Genomic DNA, 18,847 nt, shown 5'->3' with positions numbered 1-18,847 from the left:
CCCTCAAGGGGGGAGATTGGATGTGGCGATGCTCCGCCCATCTCCAGCGTCGATGATGAAGCAGGGTTCCCGCCCCCTGCTGATCTCCCCACTTGAGGGGGAGATGGCCGGCAGGGCAGAGGGGGGTATTACGCCGACTTGAACCGCGCCATCAGCTCCGCGCGGGCCGGGTCGGTCAGCGTCACGGCCGCGCCGAATTCGAGCGGGGTCAGGGCGGCCTCGTCCGGGTAGACGATCTTGTTGCCGGTGATTTCGGCCGGCAGCAGGGAGATGACGCGGCTGTCGGTGGTCGGCGCGCCGTTGGCGACGTGCTCCTTCACCGCGTTCTGCGGGTCCATCAGGAAGTTGAGCAGGGCGTAGCCGGCCGGCTTGTTGGCGGCGCTCTTGGGGATCGCGTAGAAATCCGACCAGATCTCGCCGCCGTCGGAGCCGAGCACGAACTGGATTTCCGGGATGTCGCGGTTGAGCTGTGCGCCGTCGTTCGTCCAGCACATGGTCATCCAGGCATCGGTGGCGCGCATGGACGGCTGGTAGTCGCTGTTGATGGCATAGAGGTGCGGCTTGACCTTGATCAGCAGTTCCTCGGCCTTCGCCAGCTCCTCGGGCTTGACCGAGTTGAAGGAAAAGCCGAGCGAGACGAGGGCGTTGCCGATGGTGGTGAGCTGGTAGTCGTGCACCATGGCACGGCCGTCCGCCTCGGTCATGGCGACCTCGAAGAACTCCTTCCAGCTCGTCACCTTCGACTTCACCTTGTCGGAATTGAAGGCGATGCCCGTCGTGCCCCAGTTCTTCGGCAGTGCATAGACCTTGCCGTCCACCGTGCCTTCGTTGGTGAAGCGGGTGTTCTGGGTCTTCGGGTCGAAATTCGGCACTTTGGAAACATCGAGCGGATCGATCAGCCCGAGGCCGGCATAGGTGGAGATCGTGTAGTTGGTGGGCACGAAGAGGTCCCAGCCGGTGCCGCCGGCCTGAAGCTTGGCGAGCATCTCCTCGTTCGAGCCGAAGACGTTCACCTCGACGGCGACGCCGGTCGCGGCGGTGAAAGCCTCGAAGCTCGCGGGATCGTGGTAGTTCGGCCAGGTGGCGAGCGACATGGTCGAGCCGAGGTCTTCCTGCGCATAGGCTTCCGAAGTGAAGAGGCCGGGCTGGCGGGCGAGCACGGCGGCGGCGAGGCCGAGGCCGGTAACGCCGAGGAAGTGGCGGCGGGTGACCGAGCCACGCTTCAAGCGCATGAATTCTTCCGTCAGGTCATGGGCACTGATCGGGCTATTCTCTCTGAACCATTTCGACATCACGCTGTTCCCTTGTTGTTGTGAGGCCTGTTTCCCCTCAGGCCGGAAAGATATGCGTTTGACCGGGATCGAAGCTTATGGCGACCCGCTCGCCCGGCGCGACGAGGTCGTTATTGGATTGGCTGTGGCGTTCGGCGGTGACGAGGATGTCCCCGAGCCCGTCGACGGCGACGGAATATTCCGCGGCCGAGCCGAGGAAGATGCGGTGCGTGACCGTGCCCTCCAGCGTCGCCGTCCCGCTACCGACGCGCGAAAGGCGGATCGCTTCGGGGCGCAGCGCCACGGTGACGGCGCCCGGCGCGAGATCGCCGCGCGGGGAGGCGAGTGCCGAGCCGTTGCCGAGGCGCACGGTGCCGCCTGCTTCCAGCATGCCGTCGAAACGGTTCGTCTTGCCGACGAAATCGGCGACGAAGAGATCGGCGGGACGGTCGTAGACCTCCTGCGGCGTGGCAAGCTGGCGGATGCGGCCGGCGCTCATCACGCAGACGAGGTCGCTCATCGACAGCGCCTCCTCCTGGTCGTGGGTGACGAGCACGAAGGTGATGCCGAGGTCGCGCTGGAGCGTCTGCAACTCGATCTGCATGGCGGTGCGCAGCTTCTTGTCGAGGGCGGCGAGCGGCTCGTCGAGCAGCAGGACGGAGGGCTTGTTGACTAAGGCGCGGGCCAGCGCCACGCGCTGCTGCTGGCCGCCGGACATTTCGTGGATGCGGCGTTTTGCAAAGCCTGAAAGGCGCACCATGTCCAGCGCCTCGCCGACGCGGCGGGCGATCTCCGCCGCCGGCAGCCGCGGCCGAAGCTGCTTCAGGCCGTAGGCGACATTGCTCTCCACGTCGAAATGCGGGAACAGCGCATATTGCTGGAACACCATGTTGACCGGGCGGCGATAGGCCGGCACGCCGTTGGCCACCTTGCCTGCTATCAGCACCTCGCCGTCACTCGGCTGCTCGAAGCCGCCGATCATGCGAAGGCAGGTCGTCTTGCCGCAGCCCGAGGGGCCGAGAAGGGCGACGAAAGCGCCTTTCGGAACCGCGAGATTGATGTCGGAGACCGCGGTCACCGCGCCATAGCGCTTGGTCACCGAACGGAACTCGATGTCGTTCGTTGGGGCGGATGTCACGTCTGTTCCCTGCGGTTGTTTGGTCTCTTGGCGATCTCTGCCGCCTTGGCCACCGTCGGGAGGAATGCTAGTCAGCCGCCGGTGGGTGGTATATACCCCGAGAGAGGTATTTTATCCGTAAACAGGCTATGGAAGGAGTATATCCCAGCGGGAGCAAAAGCCGGCTGCCGCAGGAAATCCGGGGGAGCAGCAGCGTCATGCGGGTCGATTTCACGGCACTTTTCAGGACGCTCGCCGACTGGACCGGCGCGCCTGAGAGCTCGGACGTCAAGACCGGAGAGAGCCTGCTTGCGATGATGCGCGCGCTCGTGCGCTTCGACGATATGGTCATATTCGCCTATCGCGACAAGGCACGGCCCATCGATCTGTTCAGCACGTTCGCTGCGGATGACTACCATGTCTTCGTGACGATGTATCAGGCCGGGCCCTATCTGCTCGACCCGTTCTACCACACGACGCGCGCCGGCCGGGCAGGGGTCTTGCGCATGCGCGAGCTCGCGCCCGACCGGTTCTTCTCCAGCGAATATTTCCGCAGCTACTATTCACAGACGCGGCTTGCCGAAGAGCTCGGCTTCTTCGTGCCGACGTCGGATGGCGTGACGGTGGTGGTCTCGCTGATGCGCCGGGAGAAGACGGGCATCTTTCCCGCACCGGAGTTTTTGTTGCTCAAGGATGCCGAGCCCTTCGTCTCCGCCTTCGTGCGCCGCGCCTGGGGCGGACTTGCCGGGCGCTTTGCCGAGACGGCGCAGGGGCGGGGCCGGCGCAGCGAGCCGGTGAGCGCGGCGGACAAGGTCTGGCGCAAGCTCAACCTCACCGACCGCGAGGCGTCGATCATCGAACTGGTGCTGCAGGGGCATTCGTCCGAGTCGATCGGGCTGCGGCTCGACATCTCCACCGGCACGGTGAAGGTCCATCGCCGCAACGTCTACCGCAAGCTCGGCATCTCCTCGCAGATCCAGCTGCTGTCGATCTATCTGAAGAATTTGCAGGGGTAGGTGGGCCGGCAGGAGTGTCGGTGACAGGAGGACCTCGCCCCACCCTCCGTCATCCTCGGGCTTGACCCGAGGATCCATGTCCCAACCTCTCCCGTCTGCCGTGTGGGTGGATCCTCGGGTCAAGCCCGAGGATGACGGAGGAGAGGGTGTGCGGAAGAAGAAAGACCCGGCATCGCTGCCGGGCTTTCGGAGTCTTTTCAACGGATTGCCGCTATATCCTTATGGATCGATTCCGGTCCTTGAGATGCAGATTCAACCGACCGATGCCAGCGCGACCTGAGCCCTTGCGTCAATGATCTGGCGGGCGGCGTTGGCGGCTTCCTTGCCCTTGACGACGAAATGGTCGCGGAAGAAGGCGATATGCGCTTCCGATTCCTGGAAATTGTGCGGGGTCAGTACGGCCGACAGGACAGGTACGTCGGTGTCGAGCCCGACGCGCACGATGGCATCGACCACGGTGCCGGCGACGAAATCGTGGCGATAGATGCCGCCGTCGACGACGAGCGCGACGCCGAGGATGGCCGCGTAGCGGCCGGTCCTTGCCAGAAGCTGGGCCTGCAGCGGGATTTCGAGCGCGCCCGGCACATCGATCACGTCGATGTCTTCGGAGCGGCCGCCGAGTTGTTGCCATTCGGCGATGAAAGAGGTGACCGCCTGGTCGACGATGCCGGCGTGCCAGCGGGCACGGATGACGGCGATACGGGCGGAGGGAGTGGCATTCGCATTCATGTTTAGGCCTTTCAAGGGTTGAGCCATTTTGCAACGGGTCCCTTGGGCGAACACGCAGGAAAGCTGAAACCAGCCTTGCGGCCGGTGCCTTCTGCTTGCTCTCTTCCATCCGGACTATGACCGTCGGCTCCGGCATCGCACCGGATCTGCTGACCCCTCCGTTTGGCGGGAGGGCGCTCGCGGGCTCCCGGATTGCTCCGGATACCGCCGGTGGGGAATTTCACCCCGCCCTGAGAACAAGCGGAGATTAGCCGGGCGCAGCGCTGAGATCAAATCCGCAGGCGACGGAAAGCGCGCGATTCACGACAGATTTTTCCAAGCCCCGGCCGAGGCCTGGAATGGCCTTTCGCGTCAGTCGCGGATGACCAGCAGGTCGCCGGCTGTGAAGCGCAGCGTCACCGTCTCGCCGACGGCCGGCGGCACGAGGCCGGGGCTGTTGAACATGTCGAAGGAGATGATGCTGCCGCCGACCTTCATGCGGGTGCGGATGACCGAGCCGAGGAAGTTCGAGGAGACGACCTCGCCGGAAAGCGCCGTGTCGCCCTTGGCGTCGGGCGCGATGGAGCCGGCCTCCGGGCGCAGCGCCAGCGAGATCGTGTCGCCGGCCTTCGCGTTGCCGATCGGCTCGCGCAATGTCACACCCTGATCGCCGATCGAGACGCGGTTCGACGCGGGATCGACCACCTTGGCCTCGACGAGGTTCAAGGTGCCGACGAAGTTGGCGACGAAGCGGGTGGCCGGGCGGTTGTAGATCTCGGCGGGCGCGCCGATCTGGTCAGCCTTGCCGGCATTCATGACGACGATGCGGTCGGAGATCGACAGCGCCTCTTCCTGGTCATGCGTGACGAAGACGGTGGTGATGCCGAGCTGCTGCTGGATCTGCCGGATTTCCTCGCGCAGCGACACGCGGATCTTAGCGTCGAGGGCCGAGAGCGGTTCGTCGAGCAGCAGCACCTGCGGCTTGGGGGCGAGCGCGCGGGCGAGCGCGACGCGCTGCTGCTGGCCGCCGGACATCTGGTAGGGGTAGCGGTCTGCGAGATGGTCGAGCTTGATGAGGCCGAGCATTTCCTTGACGCGCGCGTCGATCTCGGCCTTCGGCCGGCCGGCGACCTTGAGGCCGAAGGCGACGTTCTCGGCAACGTTCATGTTCGGGAACAGCGCATAGGCCTGAAAGACCATGCCGATGTTGCGCTGGTTGGGCCGAAGGTTCGCCTGGCTCTTGCCGTCGATGGCGATCGTGCCGCCCGAGGGCGTCTCGAAGCCGGCGATCATGCGCAGGACGGTGGTCTTGCCGCAGCCGGACGGCCCGAGGAAGGAAACGAATTCGCCCTTCTCGATCGACATGTTGAAGTCTTTCACGACCTGGACGGGCCCGAAGGACTTCTGGATGCTGGAGAGTGTCAGAAAGCTCATGAAAATCCTCAGGCGGGGCTTTGCGCGCCCTTCTGGAAGCGGGAAACAAGCTGGATCAGGCCGAGGCAACCCCAGGTCAAGGCGAAGGACATCACCGCAAGAGCCGCCGGCTCATAGGCGCGGTTGGCGCCGAGCAACTGCATGTAGGGACCGAAGGCCGGACGGTTGAGAAGGGCGGCCATCGTGAACTCGCCGATGACGATGGCGAAGGTCAGGAAGGCGCCCGAGAGCACCGCGACAAGCACGTTGGGCAGGATGATGCGGGCGAGGATCGTCGTCCACCCGGCGCCGAGGCTCTGGGCGGCTTCGGTCAGAGTTGCGATGTCGATCGCGCGCAGGCCCGTGTCCACCGAGCGGTACATGTAGGGCAGCGCGAGCGTGGCATAGCCGAACATCAGCAGGATGTTCGTGCCGGTGACCGAGCCGGTCAGCGGCAGCCAGCTCGACGTGTTGTAGAGCCGGATATAGCCGAAGACGATGACGATGGCCGGGATGACCAGCGGCAGCAGCGTGACGAACTCGACATAGGGGCGCAGGCCCGGCAGCTTCAGGCGCACCCAGTAGGCTGTCGGCACCACCAGCAGCACGCCGAAGACGATGGTCGCGAGCGCCATCAGGATGGAATAGGTGAAGGTCTCCTGGAAGCGCGGATCGCCGAGCACGACCGCATAGGCATCCAGCGAATAGACGCCGCGGCGCATCTTCAGCGAGAAGTTGGTCATGCCGAGAAGCGGCAGGATGAAGTAGAGCAGCCCGAAGATGAGGGCGCCCCAGGCCCAGAACTTCTTCATTTCAGCCACCTTTCGCTGCGGGCGCGAAGCCAGATGTAAATCGTGTTGGCAATGCCCGTTATGACGATCATGCCGAAGGCGAGCGCATAGCCGAGATGCGGATTGCCCAGCACGTCGCCGCGGATCTGCGCGAAGAGCAGGATCGGTGCGATGGAGAGGGAGGAGCCCGTCAGCGCGATGGCGGTGGCGACGGCGCCGAAGGCGTTGGCGAAGAGAAGCGCGAACGTGCCAAGGAAGGACGGCAGCAGGATCGGGAAGGCGACCATGCGCCAGTATTGGCCGTTCGTCGCGCCGAGGATCTGGGCTGCCTCGCGCCATTCGCGCTTCAGGCCGTCGAGCGCGGGCGTGATGATGAGGATCATCAGCGGGATCTGGAAGAACAGGTAGGTGACCGTCAGGCCCCAGAAGGACAGGATGTTGAAGCCGAGCGCGCGCAGGTCGATGCCGACCTGGGTCTTCAGGAACACCGTGAGGAGGCCGACGGGGCCGAGGGTGGCGAGGAAGGCGAAGGCGAGCGGGACGCCCGCGAAATTGGAGGCGACGCCGGAGAAGGTCAGCAGCGGGCCGCGGATCCATTTTGGCAACCCGCCGAGCACCGCCGCGGCGGCTACCGCAAAGCCGATCAGGCAGCCGAGTAGGGCGGAGGCGATGGAGATCTTGATCGAGATCCAGTAGGCCGACATGATCGACGTGGTGAACAGCCCGCGGATATTGTCCAGCGTGAAGCTGCCGTCGGGCGTCTGGAAGGCGCCGATGACGATGCGCATCGTCGGCATGATCAGAAACAGCAGGACGAAGATCGCGAAAGGCGCTGCCCCTAGCCAGTGCAGCGGGAGGCGAAAGGGCGCCCGCGTCGGCTGGCTGGCGGCTGGACTGTCAGAGGACATCAAGAAAACCCCGGATGTGGTTGCCGTCATCGGCATACCGCGATCGCCGCCCCGGCCGGTTGGCCGGAGCGACGAAGGATGCGTTTACTGCACGTTCGCGCCGACGACGCTGTCCCATGCGCCGGTGACGGCAGCCTTGTTGGCATCGACTTCCTCGAGCGTCGGGAAGTAGGCCTTTTCATAGGATGCTGCCGGCGGCAGGGCGTCGATCAGCTCCTGCGGAACCTTGCCTGCCTTGACCATGGCGTTGAAGCGCGCCGGATGGCAATAGCCCTTCAACCAGCCGAGCTGGCCTTCGTCGGAATAGAGGTGTTCCATCCACAGCTTGGCGGCGTTCGGGTGCGGCGCGTAGGCCGAGATGCCCTGAACGTAAACGCCGGCGAGAACGCCCTTCTCCGGAACGATGACCTCGGTCGGCGGGTTGCCGTTGAGGGTCTTGGCCCAGCCGAGGGCATTGTAGTCCCAGGCGACCACGATCGGGGTCGAGCCCTGCGCCAGCGTGCCGGACTTGCCGATGACCGGAACGAAGTTGCCGGCCTTGTTCAGCTCGGCAAAGTAGGCAAGACCCGCTTCGCCGGCTTCCTTGCCGGACTTGGCATCCTTGGCAAGGCCTGCGGCGAGAACGCCGAGGATCGCCTGGTTGGAGGCGCGCGGGTCGCCTGCCAGCGCGACCTGGCCGGCATATTCCGGCTTCAGAAGGTCAGCCCAGTCCTTCGGCGAATTGGCCACGAGGTCCTTGTTCACGAGGAAGGACATCACGCCGTAGTAGTCGCCGTACCAGTAGCCTTCGGCGTCCTTGATGGTGTCCGGGATTTCGTCCCAGGTGGAGACCTTGTACGGCTGCAGCAGGCCCTCAGCCTTGGCGGACGGACCGAAGGCGAGACCGACGTCGATCACGTCGGGCGACTGCGGGCCCTTGTTGTCCTTGTTGGCCTTGATGGCCTCGATTTCGTCGGCCGAGCCGGCATCCGGGTTCAGTTCGTTGACCTGGATTTCCGGGTACTTCGCCTTGAACGATGCGATGACCTCGCCGTAACCGCACCAGTCATGCGGCAGGGCGATCGTCGTCAGCATGCCTTCCTTCTTCGCCGCTTCGATGAGCTCGGCGCTCGGTTCGGCGAAGGCGAGGGACGTGGTGGCGACCACCATTGCGGTGGAGAGCGAAAGCAGGCGTCTCGTCTGTGACATCACGGGTGTTCTCCTTTTGTGTGTCAGTCAACTTCGGCGAAGCTGATACTGGCGGCGCATGAAGCTTATGTGACAGTTTTGTTTCGGTTTTTCTTATGTGACTGTCATGACTTGCCGGATGCCTCCGGCCTGGGTTTGCGAAAAAGCCGGCTGGCCTCGAAAAGGCCCTCCAGCGTCTTCATTCGGCCGCTGGTCTCCTCCCAGCCCGAACTCTGGACGGCTTCGATCAGGGCCTCGACGATGAACAGCGTCACGACGGACGAATCCCAGGCCGACGGCGCCTCGATATGGACCCGGAAGACCCTCGCCGCGACTTTCGCGACGGGCGAGGCCCACTGGTCGGTGAAGAGCACGATCTTCACGCCGCGCTCGTGCGCCACGCGCCCGAGCGTCTCCATCTCCTGCTCGTAGCGGCGGATGTCGAAGATCACGAGCACGTCGCCCGCCTTCATGTTGAGCACATAGTGCGGCCATGAACTCGGATTGGAAGCGATCTGCGTGACGTTCGGCCGGATGACCTGGAGATGGGTGAAGAGATAGTCGGCGAGCGCCTTGGTGATGCGCCCGCCGATGATGTAGATGCTGCGCTGCCGGTCGGCGAGAAGGGCACTCGCGCCGTCGAACTCGGCTGTCTCCACCTGCGCGAGCGTCTGGCGCAGGTTGTTCATGATCGCATCGGCGAAGCGGTTGAGGATATGCGTGCCCGGCGCGTTGGCCGCCCAGCGGTCGTGCTTGCTGATCGGGCTCGATAGGGTCGCTTCCAGCTCGTGATGCAGGCGGGTCTGGAAATCCGGAAAGCCGCGGAAACCGAGTTTCTGCACCATGCGCGCAACCGTCGGCGTCGACACGCCGGCGTTCTCAGCGACCGTCGTGATCGAGCCGAGGCCGGAGACGGGATAGTTGTCGAGCAGCGATGTGGCCAATTGCCGTTCGGCGCGCGTCAGCGCATCGAAGTGGGCATGGATCACATCCGACACCGTCATGGATGCTTGGTTGAGCGTCAAATTGTTCCCCTGCGCTCCGGTCTTTGCCGGAGTTTTGAAAATTAAACATCGCTGTCACAATTCGAGTCAAATGATTTTTTGAAGAGATTTTTTCAACACCCCGTTGACACCGGCAAAACTGTGAAGAATTCTTTTCATTAATGATAAAAGCCGGTCGAGGGGATCAGGCTGATGGGAATTCTGACTGGAGAGGAGGGCGACCCCGTCGCCCTGGAGAATGCCGTCGCCCGTGGACAGGTCATCCTGGTCTGCGAGCACGCTTCGCGCCTTCTGCCGGCCTCGCTCGGCACGCTCGGCCTTTCCGAAGAGGCGCTGGCAAGCCACATCGCCTGGGATCCCGGCGCGCTCGCCGTCTCGCGCCTGATGGCCGAAAGCCTCGACGCGACGCTGCTCTACCAGCGCTTTTCGCGTCTTGTCTACGATTGCAACCGTCCCCCCGATTCGCCGGCCGCCATGCCGGAAAAGAGCGAGGTCTTCGACGTTCCCGGCAATGCGGGGCTCGACCAGGCCGCGCGCGATGCCCGCACCGAGGCGCTCTACCTGCCGTTCCGGGAGATGCTTTCGCGCCTCGTCCGGGAGCGGATCGCCGCGGGGCGGACGCCTGTCATCGTGACGATGCACAGTTTCACGCCGGTCTATTTCGGCCGGCAGCGCGCGGTGGAGATCGGCATCCTGCACGATGCCGACACGCGCCTTGCCGATGCCATGCTGGCCGAGGCGGACGCGGACGGGCGCTACGACGCCCGCCGCAACGAGCCCTACGGCCCCGAGGACGGCGTGACGCATACGCTCAGGGAGCACGGCCTTTCCAACGGCGTGCCCAATGTGATGATCGAGGTCCGCAACGACCTCATTCGAGACGAAGTCGGCCAGGAGGTCGTGGCCGGCTATCTGGCGGGACTGCTCTCAAGGAGCCTTCCCGTCGCCTGATCAGAAGAAGACCAGAGAATGGCATGCCCGCGGCGCATATCCCATGCATTTCATGGGCCTCAGACACAGGCGGCCCCTCGGCAATTCCGCCAGGGACCGGTCGATACAGGGGAAAAACATGTCAGATTATTCAGATAACGATAAACACGAGGATATGCAGGTTCTGCACTCGATGGGATACGCGCAGGAACTCGAGCGGCGGATGAGCCAGTTCTCGAACTTCGCGGTCTCCTTCTCCATCATTTGCATCCTGTCCGGCGGCATCAACTCGCTGGCGCAGGCGACATCGGGGGCAGGGGGCGCGGCGATCGGCATCGGCTGGCCGGTCGGCTGCTTCATCTCGCTCGTCTTCGCCGTCGCCATGGCGCAGATCAGTTCCGCCTATCCGACGGCGGGCGGCCTCTATCACTGGGGCTCGATCCTCGGCAACCGCTTCACCGGCTGGCTGACCGCCTGGTTCAACCTGCTCGGCCTGGTCACCGTGCTCGGCGCCATCAATGTCGGCACCTACTACTTCTTCATGGGATCGTTCGGCACGCCGTATTTCGGCCTGGAAGACACGACCACCACCCGCATCATCTTCCTGGCGATCATCACCGGCGCGCAGGCGCTCGTGAACCACATGGGCATCGGGCTGACGGCGAAGCTAACGGACTTCTCAGGCTACCTCATCTTTGCGACGTCCATCGCGCTCGCCATCGTCTGCCTCGTCGCCGCAGACAGCTACGACATCGCCCGCCTCTTCACCTTCTCGAACTTCTCGGGCGAGGCCGGCGGAAACGTCTGGCCGGAAAATTCCGGCACCTGGGTGTTCCTGCTCGGCCTTCTCCTGCCGATCTATACGATCACCGGCTACGACGCCTCGGCGCACACGTCGGAAGAGACGGTCAAGGCGGCGCATTCCGTGCCGCGCGGCATGGTCTCCTCCGTGCTCTGGTCGGCGCTGTTCGGCTACATCATGCTGTGCTCCTTCGTGCTCATGATCCCGACCTCGGTGACCAATGCCGACGGCACGACCACCGACGGCATGACAGCAGCGGCGGCCCAGGGCTGGAACGTCTTCTTCTGGGCCATGGACACGCAGGTGCATCCGGTCGTGAAGGATGTCATCTATTTCCTCGTCCTGATCGCCCAGTGGCTCTGCGGCCTTGCGACCGTCACGTCGGTATCGCGCATGATCTTCGCCTTCTCGCGTGACGGCGGCCTGCCGTTCTCGCGCGGCCTGTCGAAGGTCAGCCCGACCTACCGCACGCCGGTTTCCGCGATCTGGACGGGTTCCATCCTCGCCGTGCTCTTCGTCTGGGGGTCCTCGCTCGTCTCGATCGGCGAGACGCCGGTCTATACCGTCGTCGTCTCGTGCACGGTCATCTTCCTGTTCTTCTCCTTCGCGATCCCGATCGCGCTCGGCCTCTTTGCCTGGGGCACGTCGAAGTGGGACAAGATGGGGCCGTGGAACCTCGGCGAGGGCGTCTTCAAGCTCTTCGCGATCCTGTCGATCATCGCGATGGTGCTGATCTTCGTTCTCGGCATCCAGCCGCCGAACGACTGGGCGCTCTACATTACCGTCGGCTTCCTCGTCCTGACCGCGATCATCTGGTTCGGCCTTGAAAGCCGCCGCTTCAAGGGACCGCCGATCGGCGACGAGGTCGCGCGCCGCCAGGCCGAGATCGCCGCCGCCGAAAAGGCCGTCGGCCAAGTCTGATCACGTCACAGCGCGGGGGGCCGCGTGCGCGGCCCCTGCTTCTATTTTCCGACCGACGCGCGGCGATTGCCGTGCACGATTTTCTGGGACCGAAGACCATGAGCATGACCTATACGTTCGATGACCTGAAGAAGGATGTAGCCGAAGGCCGCATCGACACCGTTCTTGCCTGCCTCGTCGACATGCAGGGCCGCCTCATGGGCAAGCGATTCCAGGCGGAGTATTTCGTCGAGAGCGCGTACGAGGAGACGCACAGCTGCAACTATCTGCTGGCGACCGACATGGAGATGGAGACCGTCTCCGGCTACAAGTCGACGAGCTGGGCCGCCGGCTACGGCGACTATACGATGAAGCCGGACCTTGCGACGCTGCGCAAGCTCCCCTGGCTCGAAGGCACGGCGCTGGTGCTGTGCGACGTGCTCGACCATCATACCCACGCGGAAGTGCCGCATTCGCCGCGCGCCATCCTCAAGAGGCAGGTCAAGCGGCTGGAGGCCATGGGCCTCAAGGCGTACATGGCGAGCGAGCTCGAATTCTTCCTGTTCGACCAGTCCTTCGACGATGCGCGCGAGAGCGGCTACCGGGACCTTCGCCTCGCTTCCGGCTACAACGAGGACTACCACATCTTCCAGACGACCAAGGAGGAGGATGTCATGCGGGCGCTGCGCAACGGCCTGCAGGGCGCCGGCATTCCGGTCGAGAACTCCAAGGGCGAGGCATCCGCCGGCCAGGAGGAGATCAACGTGCGCTACGCCGATGCGCTCGCCATGGCCGACCGGCACTCGATCATCAAGAACGCCACCAAGGAGATCGCCTGGCAGCGCGGCAAGTCCGTCACCTTCCTTGCCAAGTGGAACTACACCGCCGCCGGCTCCTCCTCGCATATCCACCAGTCGCTCTGGAGCGTGGACGGCAAGGAGCCGAAGTTCTTCGAAAAGGACGCCAGATACGGCATGTCCGATCTGATGCGGAGCTATGTGGCGGGCCTGCTCGCCCATGCCAGCGAGATCACCTATTTCCTCGCGCCCTACATCAACTCCTACAAGCGCTTCGTCGCCGGAACCTTCGCGCCGACCAAGGCAGTCTGGAGCAAGGACAACCGCACGGCCGGCTATCGCCTGTGCGGCGAGGGCACGAAGGGCATCCGCATCGAATGCCGCGTCGGCGGCTCGGACCTCAACCCCTATCTCGCCATGGCGGCGCTGATCGCGGCCGGCATCGCGGGCATTGAGGGCAAGCTGGAACTGGAGGCGCCGTTCGAGGGCGATGCCTATGGCGGTAAGGATATCCGCGAGATCCCGAAGACGCTGCGCGGCGCGGCGGCGGCGCTGAAGGAGTCCGAGATGCTGCGCGAGGCCTTCGGCGACGATGTCGTCGACCACTATCTTCGCGCTGCCGAATGGGAGCAGGAGGAATACGACCGCCGCATCACCGACTGGGAGGTGGCGCGCGGCTTCGAGAGGGCGTAGACCGGAGCGCCAGAAACTGTAATTCCGATAGAACCAACAGGAAGTCGATCATGACTGTGATCAAATGCATATCCCCCGTGGACGGCTCGGTCTATGCCGAGCGCGAGGCGATGCCGCTGGCCGCCGCGCAGGAGGCTGTCGCCCGCGCGAAGAAGGCGCAGAAGGCCTGGGCCCGGCGTCCGCTGGAAGACCGTATCCAGCTCGTGCTGAAGGGCGTCGCACGCGTCAACGAGATGGCCGACGAGATCGTGCCGGAAATCGCCTGGCAGATGGGCCGCCCGGTCCGCTACGGCGGCGAGTTCAAGGGCTTCAACGAGCGCTCCAACTATGTCGCGGAGATTGCCGGCTCGTCGCTGGCGCCGATCGTCATCGAGAACAGCGAGCGTTTCGAGCGCCGCATCGAGCGCGAGCCGCATGGCGTCGTCTTCGTCATTGCGCCGTGGAACTACCCGTACATGACGGCGATCAATACGATCGCCCCGGCGCTGATGGCCGGCAACGTGGTCATCATCAAGCATGCCGCCCAGACGCTGCTCGTCGGCGAACGCCTCGTGCGCGCCTTCAACGAAGCGGGCGTGCCGGAAGACGTCTTCCAGAACGTCTTCCTCGACCATGACACGACCTCGGCGCTGATCGCCGGCAACAGCTTCGATTTCGTCAACTTCACCGGCTCCGTCGAAGGCGGTAGATCGATCGAGCGGGCGGCGGCCGGCACCTTCACGCCCGTCGGCCTCGAACTCGGCGGCAAGGACCCCGGCTATGTCATGGAGGACGCGGACCTCGACGCTGCCGTCGACACGCTGATGGACGGCGCGACCTACAATTCCGGCCAGTGCTGCTGCGGCATCGAGCGCGTCTATGTCAATGAGAAGCTCTACGACGCATTCGTCGAGAAGTCGGTCGCCTGGGTCTCCAACTACAAGCTCGGCAACCCGCTCGATCCGGAAACGACGCTCGGGCCGATGGCGCACAAGCGCTTCGCCGCGACGGTGCGCGCGCAGATCGCCGATGCCGTCTCGAAGGGCGCCAAGGCGCTGGTCGATCCGAAACTGTTCCCAGCCGATGACGGCGGCGCCTATGTCGCCCCGCAGGTCCTCGTCGATGTCGATCATTCCATGGAGTTCATGACCGAGGAGACCTTCGGCCCGGCCGTCGGCATCATGAAGGTGAAGAGCGACGAGGAAGCGCTCGCCCTGATGAACGACTGCAAATACGGCCTCACCGTCTCGCTTTGGACGAAGGATTCCGACCGCGCGGCCCGTATTGCCCGTGATCTGGAGACCGGCACGGTGTTCCAGAACCGCGCCGACTATCTCGACCCGGCGCTGTGCTGGACGGGCGTTAAGGAAACGGGCCGCGGCGGCTCGCTCTCCGTCATCGGCTTCCACAACCTTACCCGCCCGAAATCCTATCATTTCAGGAAAGCTTGAACAGCATGACCATCACCGCCAACTGGAGCTACCCGACCGCGATCAAGTTCGGGGCCGGCCGCATCTCGGAACTGGCCGACCACTGCAAGGCGGTCGGTATGAAGAAGCCGCTGCTCGTCACCGACCGCGGCCTCTCGACCATGCCGATCACGCAGAACGCGCTCGCCATCCTGGAGGCCGCCGGCCTCGGCCGGGCGATGTTCGCCGAGGTCGATCCGAACCCGACCGACAGGAACCTCGCCGATGGCGTCAAGGCCTTCAAGGACGGCGGCCATGACGGCGTCGTCGCCTTCGGCGGCGGCTCGGGCCTCGACCTCGGCAAGGCCATCGCCTTCATGTCCGGCCAGACGCGCCCCGTCTGGGATTTCGAGGATATCGGCGACTGGTGGACACGCGCCAATCCTGATGGCATCGCCCCCATCGTCGCCGTGCCGACGACGGCCGGCACCGGTTCGGAGGTCGGCCGCGCCTCGGTCGTCACCAATTCCGAGACGCACACCAAGAAGGTGATCTTCCACCCGAAGATCCTGCCTTCCGTGACGATCTGCGACCCGGAACTGACGGTCGGCATGCCGAAGGTCATCACGTCGGGCACCGGCATGGACGCCTTCGCCCATTGCCTCGAAGCCTATTGCTCGCCGTTCTACCACCCGATGAGCCAGGGCATCGCGCTCGAAGGCATGCGCCTCGTCAAGGAATACCTGCCGCGCGCCTACAAGGACGGCACGGATATCGAGGCGCGCGCCCACATGATGTCGGCCGCCGCCATGGGTGCCGTCGCCTTCCAGAAGGGCCTCGGCGCCATCCACTCGCTCTCCCATCCGGTCGGCGCGATCTACAACACCCATCACGGCATGACCAACGCCGTGGTGATGCCGCCGGTACTGACCTTCAACCGCCCGGCCATCGAGGCGAAGATCGTCAGCGCCGCGGCCTATCTCGGCATAGCCGGCGGCTTCGACGGCTTCTTCGACTATGTGCTGCGCCTGCGCGAGGAACTCGGCGTGCCGGATAAGCTGTCGGCGCTCGGCGTCGGCACCGACCGGATCGACGAGATGTCCGAGATGGCCATCGTCGACCCGACGGCCGGCGGCAATCCGGTGGAGCTGACGCTCGATGCGGCCAGGCGGCTCTTCGTCGAGTGCATCTGAATTCTTACCGTTAACAAATAACAGGGGCCCGGAGAACGCTGGTTTTCCGGGCTTTTTCTTTGCGAAGCGAAAAACCGGGCGCCGTCTCGTTAATCTTCGCGATAAGGAAATTTCCACTTCGTTAACCATGTTTTGAAAGGTTTGAGTAAGCGGGCGCCATTTGCACGGGGTCGCCGGACGAGAGCGATGAGGAAGCTCGCAGCATTCAACGAGGAAAGACATGCCAGTCATCACATTTGCCAATGCCAAGGGTGGCGCAGGCAAGACAACCGCGGCCCTGATACTTGCCACCGAGCTCGCCAGCCAGGGACACCGCGTCACCATCCTCGATGCCGATCCGCAGCGCTGGATCAGCCACTGGCACGAGATATCCGGCCGCCAGCGCAACATCGCCGTCATCTCGGAAGTCTCCATGGCCTCCATCCAGTGTCATATCCGCGAAAACCGGGCGACGACGGACTATTTCATCATCGACCTCGCTGGCGCGCGCGATGCGCTCGTCGCCACAGCCATCGGCCTTTCCGATCATGTGATGATCCCGGTGCAGGGCTGTGCGATGGATGCGCGGGGCGCCGCGCAGATCCTTGAACTCCTGAAGCAGCTCGACGAGAAGGCGGGCATCCGCATCAGCCATTCAGTCGTGCTGACGCGCATGAGCGCGATGGTGACGACCCGCGCCATGAGCACGATCAAGACGCTGCTCTCGGCGCGCGGCGTGACGGTGCTCGACACGCCGATCGGCGAGCGCACGGCCTTCCGCGACATCTTCGACTGTGGCGGCACGCTCTATTCGATGGATTCCGCGAAGGTCAGCAATCTCGACAAGGCACGCGAGAATGCGCGGCTCTTCGCCGAGGAGGTGCTGCGCTTGCTGCCCTCGCGCAAGCCGGTGGCAACCGAGCGCGGCTTCTTCCGCACGCTTCGGCACGCCGCCTGAACTTGACGAAAGCCAGGAACGGTTGCGACCAAATGCGCAGCCGTTCCCGCAAAGAGGCACAAGGCTTGGTAATGAACAATTTACCATGCCCAACCTAGTGATATCCCGTCAGAAAGCTATTCCTTGAAGGCCGTTGCCTTCGACAGGACCCATGAGGGGTTGCGGGGGTGGGCGTGCCGTGCGGCGGCGCCCTTCCGACGGGAAATTGCTGCTTTCCCCCATTTCCCGAATGCCAGGATACCCCCTCAGAATGAAGCAAGCCCCGCAGACCGCCAGCCAGAACCACGATATCGCGCGTCGTCTGGACTATCTCGGCCTTGACGAGGCGTCCCTGAAGCGGCTGCGCACGCTGAAGCCCTTCATCGAGAAGGAACTCGGCCCGGCGCTCGACAAGTTCTACGCCATCGTGCGCAAGAGCCCGGAGGTGAACCACCTCTTCTCCAACGAGGCGCACATCAACCGCGCCAAGAACGCCCAGCTCGGCCATTGGGCGAACATCGCCGCCGGCGATTTCACTGGCGACTATGCCGCGAAGGTGCAGACGATCGGCCATGTGCATGCGCGCATCGGGCTGGAGCCGCGCTGGTATATCGGCGGCTATGCGCTGATCGTCGAGCATCTGCTGACGGAAGCGGTCAAGGCATCCTGGCCGAAGCCGGGACTGTTTTCCCGCAGGGAGATCGAGCCGGAAGAGTTCGCCGCGCGGTTTGCCAGCCTGCTCAAGGCCATGTTCCTCGACATGGACCTTTCCATCTCCGTCTACAACGACATGTCCGACGTCGCCAAGCAGCAGGCGGTGCAGGCGCAGGTCGTCGCCGAAGAGCGCGCGCTCGTCAGCGACAGTTTCGGCGCCGCGCTGAAGCGAATCTCGGACGGCGACCTGACCGCGCGCATCACCGGCGCGTTGCCGGAAGCCTACGAATCGCTGCGCCACGATTTCAACCACGCCATTTCCACGCTCGCGCAGGCCATCGGCAACATCGGCGCGGGCGCGGGATCGATCCATCTCAGCGCCCGCGAAATCGCCTCCGCATCCGACGATCTCGCCAAGCGCACCGAGCGGCAGGCGGCGAACCTCGAGGAAACGGCGGCGGCCGTCGAGCAGGTGACGACCACCGTGCGCCAGACGGCGCAGAGCGCCGACGAAGCGAACGCGCTCGTCATGGCGGCGCGCGACAATGCCCAGCGCAGCGGCGAGGTGGTGGAAGAGGCGATCACCGCCATGGGCGAGATCCAGGCCTCGTCCTCCGCCATCGCCAACATCATCGAGGTGATCGACGAGATCGCCTTCCAGACGAACCTTCTGGCGCTCAATGCCGGCATCGAGGCGGCGCGGGCAGGGGAAGCCGGGCGGGGCTTTGCCGTCGTCGCTTCGGAAGTGCGCGCGCTCGCCCAGCGCTGCGCGGATGCGGCGAAGGACATCCAGAACATCATTGCCAAGTCGCACGGGCAGGTCGAGGACGGGGTGCGCTCGGTGGGCGAGGTCGCCCAGTCGTTGCGCCAGATCGTTTCGCAGGTCGTTGACGTCAGCGCGGTGTTCAATTCCATCCGCGCCAGCACGGCGGAGCAGGCGACCGGGCTGCAGGCGGTCAACAAGGCGGTCAACGCCATGGACCAGATCACGCAGCAGAATGCCGCGATGGTCGAGCAGGCCAATGCCGCAAGCCAGGCGCTGACGCAGGAGGCGGCCTCCATCGCCGCCCAGCTCAGCGCTTTCCGCACCGGCGGCACCGCCCAGGCTGCCGAGGGCTCTGGATATACGCGCGCGGCCTGAGTGAAGCGTCGGATCGAGAAAGGCCGGGCGGCGTCGAT

Annotated in this window: 16 protein-coding genes and 1 riboswitch; of the genes, 8 read left to right on the top strand and 8 right to left on the bottom strand. The window is 64.4% G+C overall.

The window, feature by feature from the left end; genetic code table 11:
* Positions 1-128 precede the first annotated feature (128 nt).
* Together Q9316_RS11810 and Q9316_RS11805 are read right to left on the bottom strand one after the other, a co-directional pair.
* A complete protein-coding gene (locus Q9316_RS11810) occupies positions 129-1,292 on the bottom strand; it encodes a polyamine ABC transporter substrate-binding protein (protein WP_306031809.1) in 1,164 nt (387 codons plus the stop codon).
* A 37-nt stretch (positions 1,293-1,329) separates the two neighbouring features.
* Positions 1,330-2,409: an ABC transporter ATP-binding protein gene (locus Q9316_RS11805; protein ID WP_306031808.1), complete on the bottom strand. Its 1,080-nt coding sequence runs from the start codon at positions 2,407-2,409 to the stop codon at positions 1,330-1,332.
* 197 nt (positions 2,410-2,606) lie between these two features.
* Between Q9316_RS11805 and Q9316_RS11800 the strand changes: the two genes are divergently transcribed.
* Positions 2,607-3,404, top strand: coding sequence for a helix-turn-helix transcriptional regulator (locus Q9316_RS11800; RefSeq protein WP_306031807.1), 798 nt, complete (start codon positions 2,607-2,609; stop codon positions 3,402-3,404).
* Positions 3,405-3,656: 252 nt separating this feature from the next.
* On the opposite strand, the gene Q9316_RS11795 is transcribed toward Q9316_RS11800, so the two are convergent.
* The 6 genes from Q9316_RS11795 to Q9316_RS11770 all read right to left on the bottom strand — a co-directional run bounded on the left by Q9316_RS11795 (position 3,657) and on the right by Q9316_RS11770 (position 9,395).
* Positions 3,657-4,133 carry a 6,7-dimethyl-8-ribityllumazine synthase gene (locus tag Q9316_RS11795; protein WP_306031806.1) on the bottom strand — a complete coding sequence of 159 codons (477 nt, stop codon included), beginning with the start codon at positions 4,131-4,133 and terminating at the stop codon, positions 3,657-3,659.
* A gap of 93 nt (positions 4,134-4,226) precedes the next feature.
* Positions 4,227-4,375, bottom strand: a riboswitch (FMN riboswitch).
* Positions 4,376-4,484: 109 nt separating this feature from the next.
* Positions 4,485-5,546 (bottom strand): ABC transporter ATP-binding protein, encoded by a 1,062-nt coding sequence (locus Q9316_RS11790; protein ID WP_306031805.1) that lies wholly within the window; start codon positions 5,544-5,546, stop codon positions 4,485-4,487.
* Positions 5,547-5,554: 8 nt separating this feature from the next.
* Entirely contained in the window at positions 5,555-6,337 is a 783-nt protein-coding gene (locus Q9316_RS11785) for an ABC transporter permease (RefSeq protein WP_306031804.1), read from the bottom strand.
* Positions 6,334-7,224 (bottom strand): ABC transporter permease, encoded by an 891-nt coding sequence (locus Q9316_RS11780; RefSeq protein ID WP_306031803.1) that lies wholly within the window; start codon positions 7,222-7,224, stop codon positions 6,334-6,336. Before Q9316_RS11780 ends, Q9316_RS11785 begins: the two co-directional genes overlap by 4 nt.
* 84 nt (positions 7,225-7,308) lie before the next feature.
* Complete coding sequence (locus Q9316_RS11775) at positions 7,309-8,415, bottom strand: ABC transporter substrate-binding protein (RefSeq protein WP_306031802.1); 1,107 nt, start codon at positions 8,413-8,415, stop codon at positions 7,309-7,311.
* A 101-nt stretch (positions 8,416-8,516) separates the two neighbouring features.
* Positions 8,517-9,395 carry a MurR/RpiR family transcriptional regulator gene (locus Q9316_RS11770; RefSeq protein WP_371878004.1) on the bottom strand — a complete coding sequence of 293 codons (879 nt, stop codon included), beginning with the start codon at positions 9,393-9,395 and terminating at the stop codon, positions 8,517-8,519.
* A gap of 189 nt (positions 9,396-9,584) precedes the next feature.
* Between Q9316_RS11770 and Q9316_RS11765 the strand changes: the two genes are divergently transcribed.
* From Q9316_RS11765 to Q9316_RS11735, 7 genes are all read left to right on the top strand, one after another.
* Entirely contained in the window at positions 9,585-10,346 is a 762-nt protein-coding gene (locus Q9316_RS11765) for an N-formylglutamate amidohydrolase (RefSeq protein WP_306035284.1), read from the top strand.
* A gap of 118 nt (positions 10,347-10,464) precedes the next feature.
* Positions 10,465-12,048, top strand: a complete 1,584-nt coding sequence (locus Q9316_RS11760; protein WP_306031800.1) for an amino acid permease — start codon at positions 10,465-10,467, stop codon at positions 12,046-12,048.
* Positions 12,049-12,152: 104 nt separating this feature from the next.
* Positions 12,153-13,517: a glutamine synthetase family protein gene (locus Q9316_RS11755; RefSeq protein ID WP_306035283.1), complete on the top strand. Its 1,365-nt coding sequence runs from the start codon at positions 12,153-12,155 to the stop codon at positions 13,515-13,517.
* A 50-nt stretch (positions 13,518-13,567) separates the two neighbouring features.
* Positions 13,568-14,947 carry an aldehyde dehydrogenase family protein gene (locus Q9316_RS11750; RefSeq protein ID WP_306031799.1) on the top strand — a complete coding sequence of 460 codons (1,380 nt, stop codon included), beginning with the start codon at positions 13,568-13,570 and terminating at the stop codon, positions 14,945-14,947.
* Between the two features lie 5 nt (positions 14,948-14,952).
* A complete protein-coding gene (locus tag Q9316_RS11745; RefSeq protein WP_306031798.1) occupies positions 14,953-16,098 on the top strand; it encodes an iron-containing alcohol dehydrogenase in 1,146 nt (381 codons plus the stop codon).
* Positions 16,099-16,318: 220 nt separating this feature from the next.
* Entirely contained in the window at positions 16,319-17,035 is a 717-nt protein-coding gene (locus tag Q9316_RS11740; RefSeq protein ID WP_306031797.1) for a ParA family protein, read from the top strand.
* A 250-nt stretch (positions 17,036-17,285) separates the two neighbouring features.
* The gene (locus Q9316_RS11735; RefSeq protein WP_306031796.1) at positions 17,286-18,809 is read left to right on the top strand and encodes a globin-coupled sensor protein; all 1,524 of its coding nucleotides are present in this window, start codon (positions 17,286-17,288) and stop codon (positions 18,807-18,809) included.
* The last annotated feature ends 38 nt before the right edge of the window (positions 18,810-18,847 follow it).

It is taken from the genome of Shinella zoogloeoides (assembly GCF_030733845.1).
Taxonomy (GTDB): domain Bacteria; phylum Pseudomonadota; class Alphaproteobacteria; order Rhizobiales; family Rhizobiaceae; genus Shinella; species Shinella zoogloeoides_C.
Note: the sequence above shows the minus strand (reverse complement) of the source record. Positions and strands in the feature narration are given on the sequence as shown.

Bases quoted from the DNA above. Each gene is read 5' to 3' on its own strand.
- Q9316_RS11810 (WP_306031809.1), bottom strand. From the start codon at position 1,292: ATGTCGAAATGGTTCAGAGAGAATAGCCCGATCAGTGCCCATGACCTG.
- Q9316_RS11800 (WP_306031807.1), top strand. From the start codon at position 2,607: ATGCGGGTCGATTTCACGGCACTTTTCAGGACGCTCGCCGACTGGACC.
- Q9316_RS11795 (WP_306031806.1), bottom strand. From the start codon at position 4,133: ATGAATGCGAATGCCACTCCCTCCGCCCGTATCGCCGTCATCCGTGCC.
- Q9316_RS11790 (WP_306031805.1), bottom strand. From the start codon at position 5,546: ATGAGCTTTCTGACACTCTCCAGCATCCAGAAGTCCTTCGGGCCCGTC.
- Q9316_RS11785 (WP_306031804.1), bottom strand. From the start codon at position 6,337: ATGAAGAAGTTCTGGGCCTGGGGCGCCCTCATCTTCGGGCTGCTCTAC.
- Q9316_RS11780 (WP_306031803.1), bottom strand. From the start codon at position 7,224: ATGTCCTCTGACAGTCCAGCCGCCAGCCAGCCGACGCGGGCGCCCTTT.
- Q9316_RS11770 (WP_371878004.1), bottom strand. From the start codon at position 9,395: ATGACGGTGTCGGATGTGATCCATGCCCACTTCGATGCGCTGACGCGC.
- Q9316_RS11760 (WP_306031800.1), top strand. From the start codon at position 10,465: ATGTCAGATTATTCAGATAACGATAAACACGAGGATATGCAGGTTCTG.
- Q9316_RS11755 (WP_306035283.1), top strand. From the start codon at position 12,153: ATGACCTATACGTTCGATGACCTGAAGAAGGATGTAGCCGAAGGCCGC.
- Q9316_RS11750 (WP_306031799.1), top strand. From the start codon at position 13,568: ATGACTGTGATCAAATGCATATCCCCCGTGGACGGCTCGGTCTATGCC.
- Q9316_RS11745 (WP_306031798.1), top strand. From the start codon at position 14,953: ATGACCATCACCGCCAACTGGAGCTACCCGACCGCGATCAAGTTCGGG.
- Q9316_RS11740 (WP_306031797.1), top strand. From the start codon at position 16,319: ATGCCAGTCATCACATTTGCCAATGCCAAGGGTGGCGCAGGCAAGACA.
- Q9316_RS11735 (WP_306031796.1), top strand. From the start codon at position 17,286: ATGAAGCAAGCCCCGCAGACCGCCAGCCAGAACCACGATATCGCGCGT.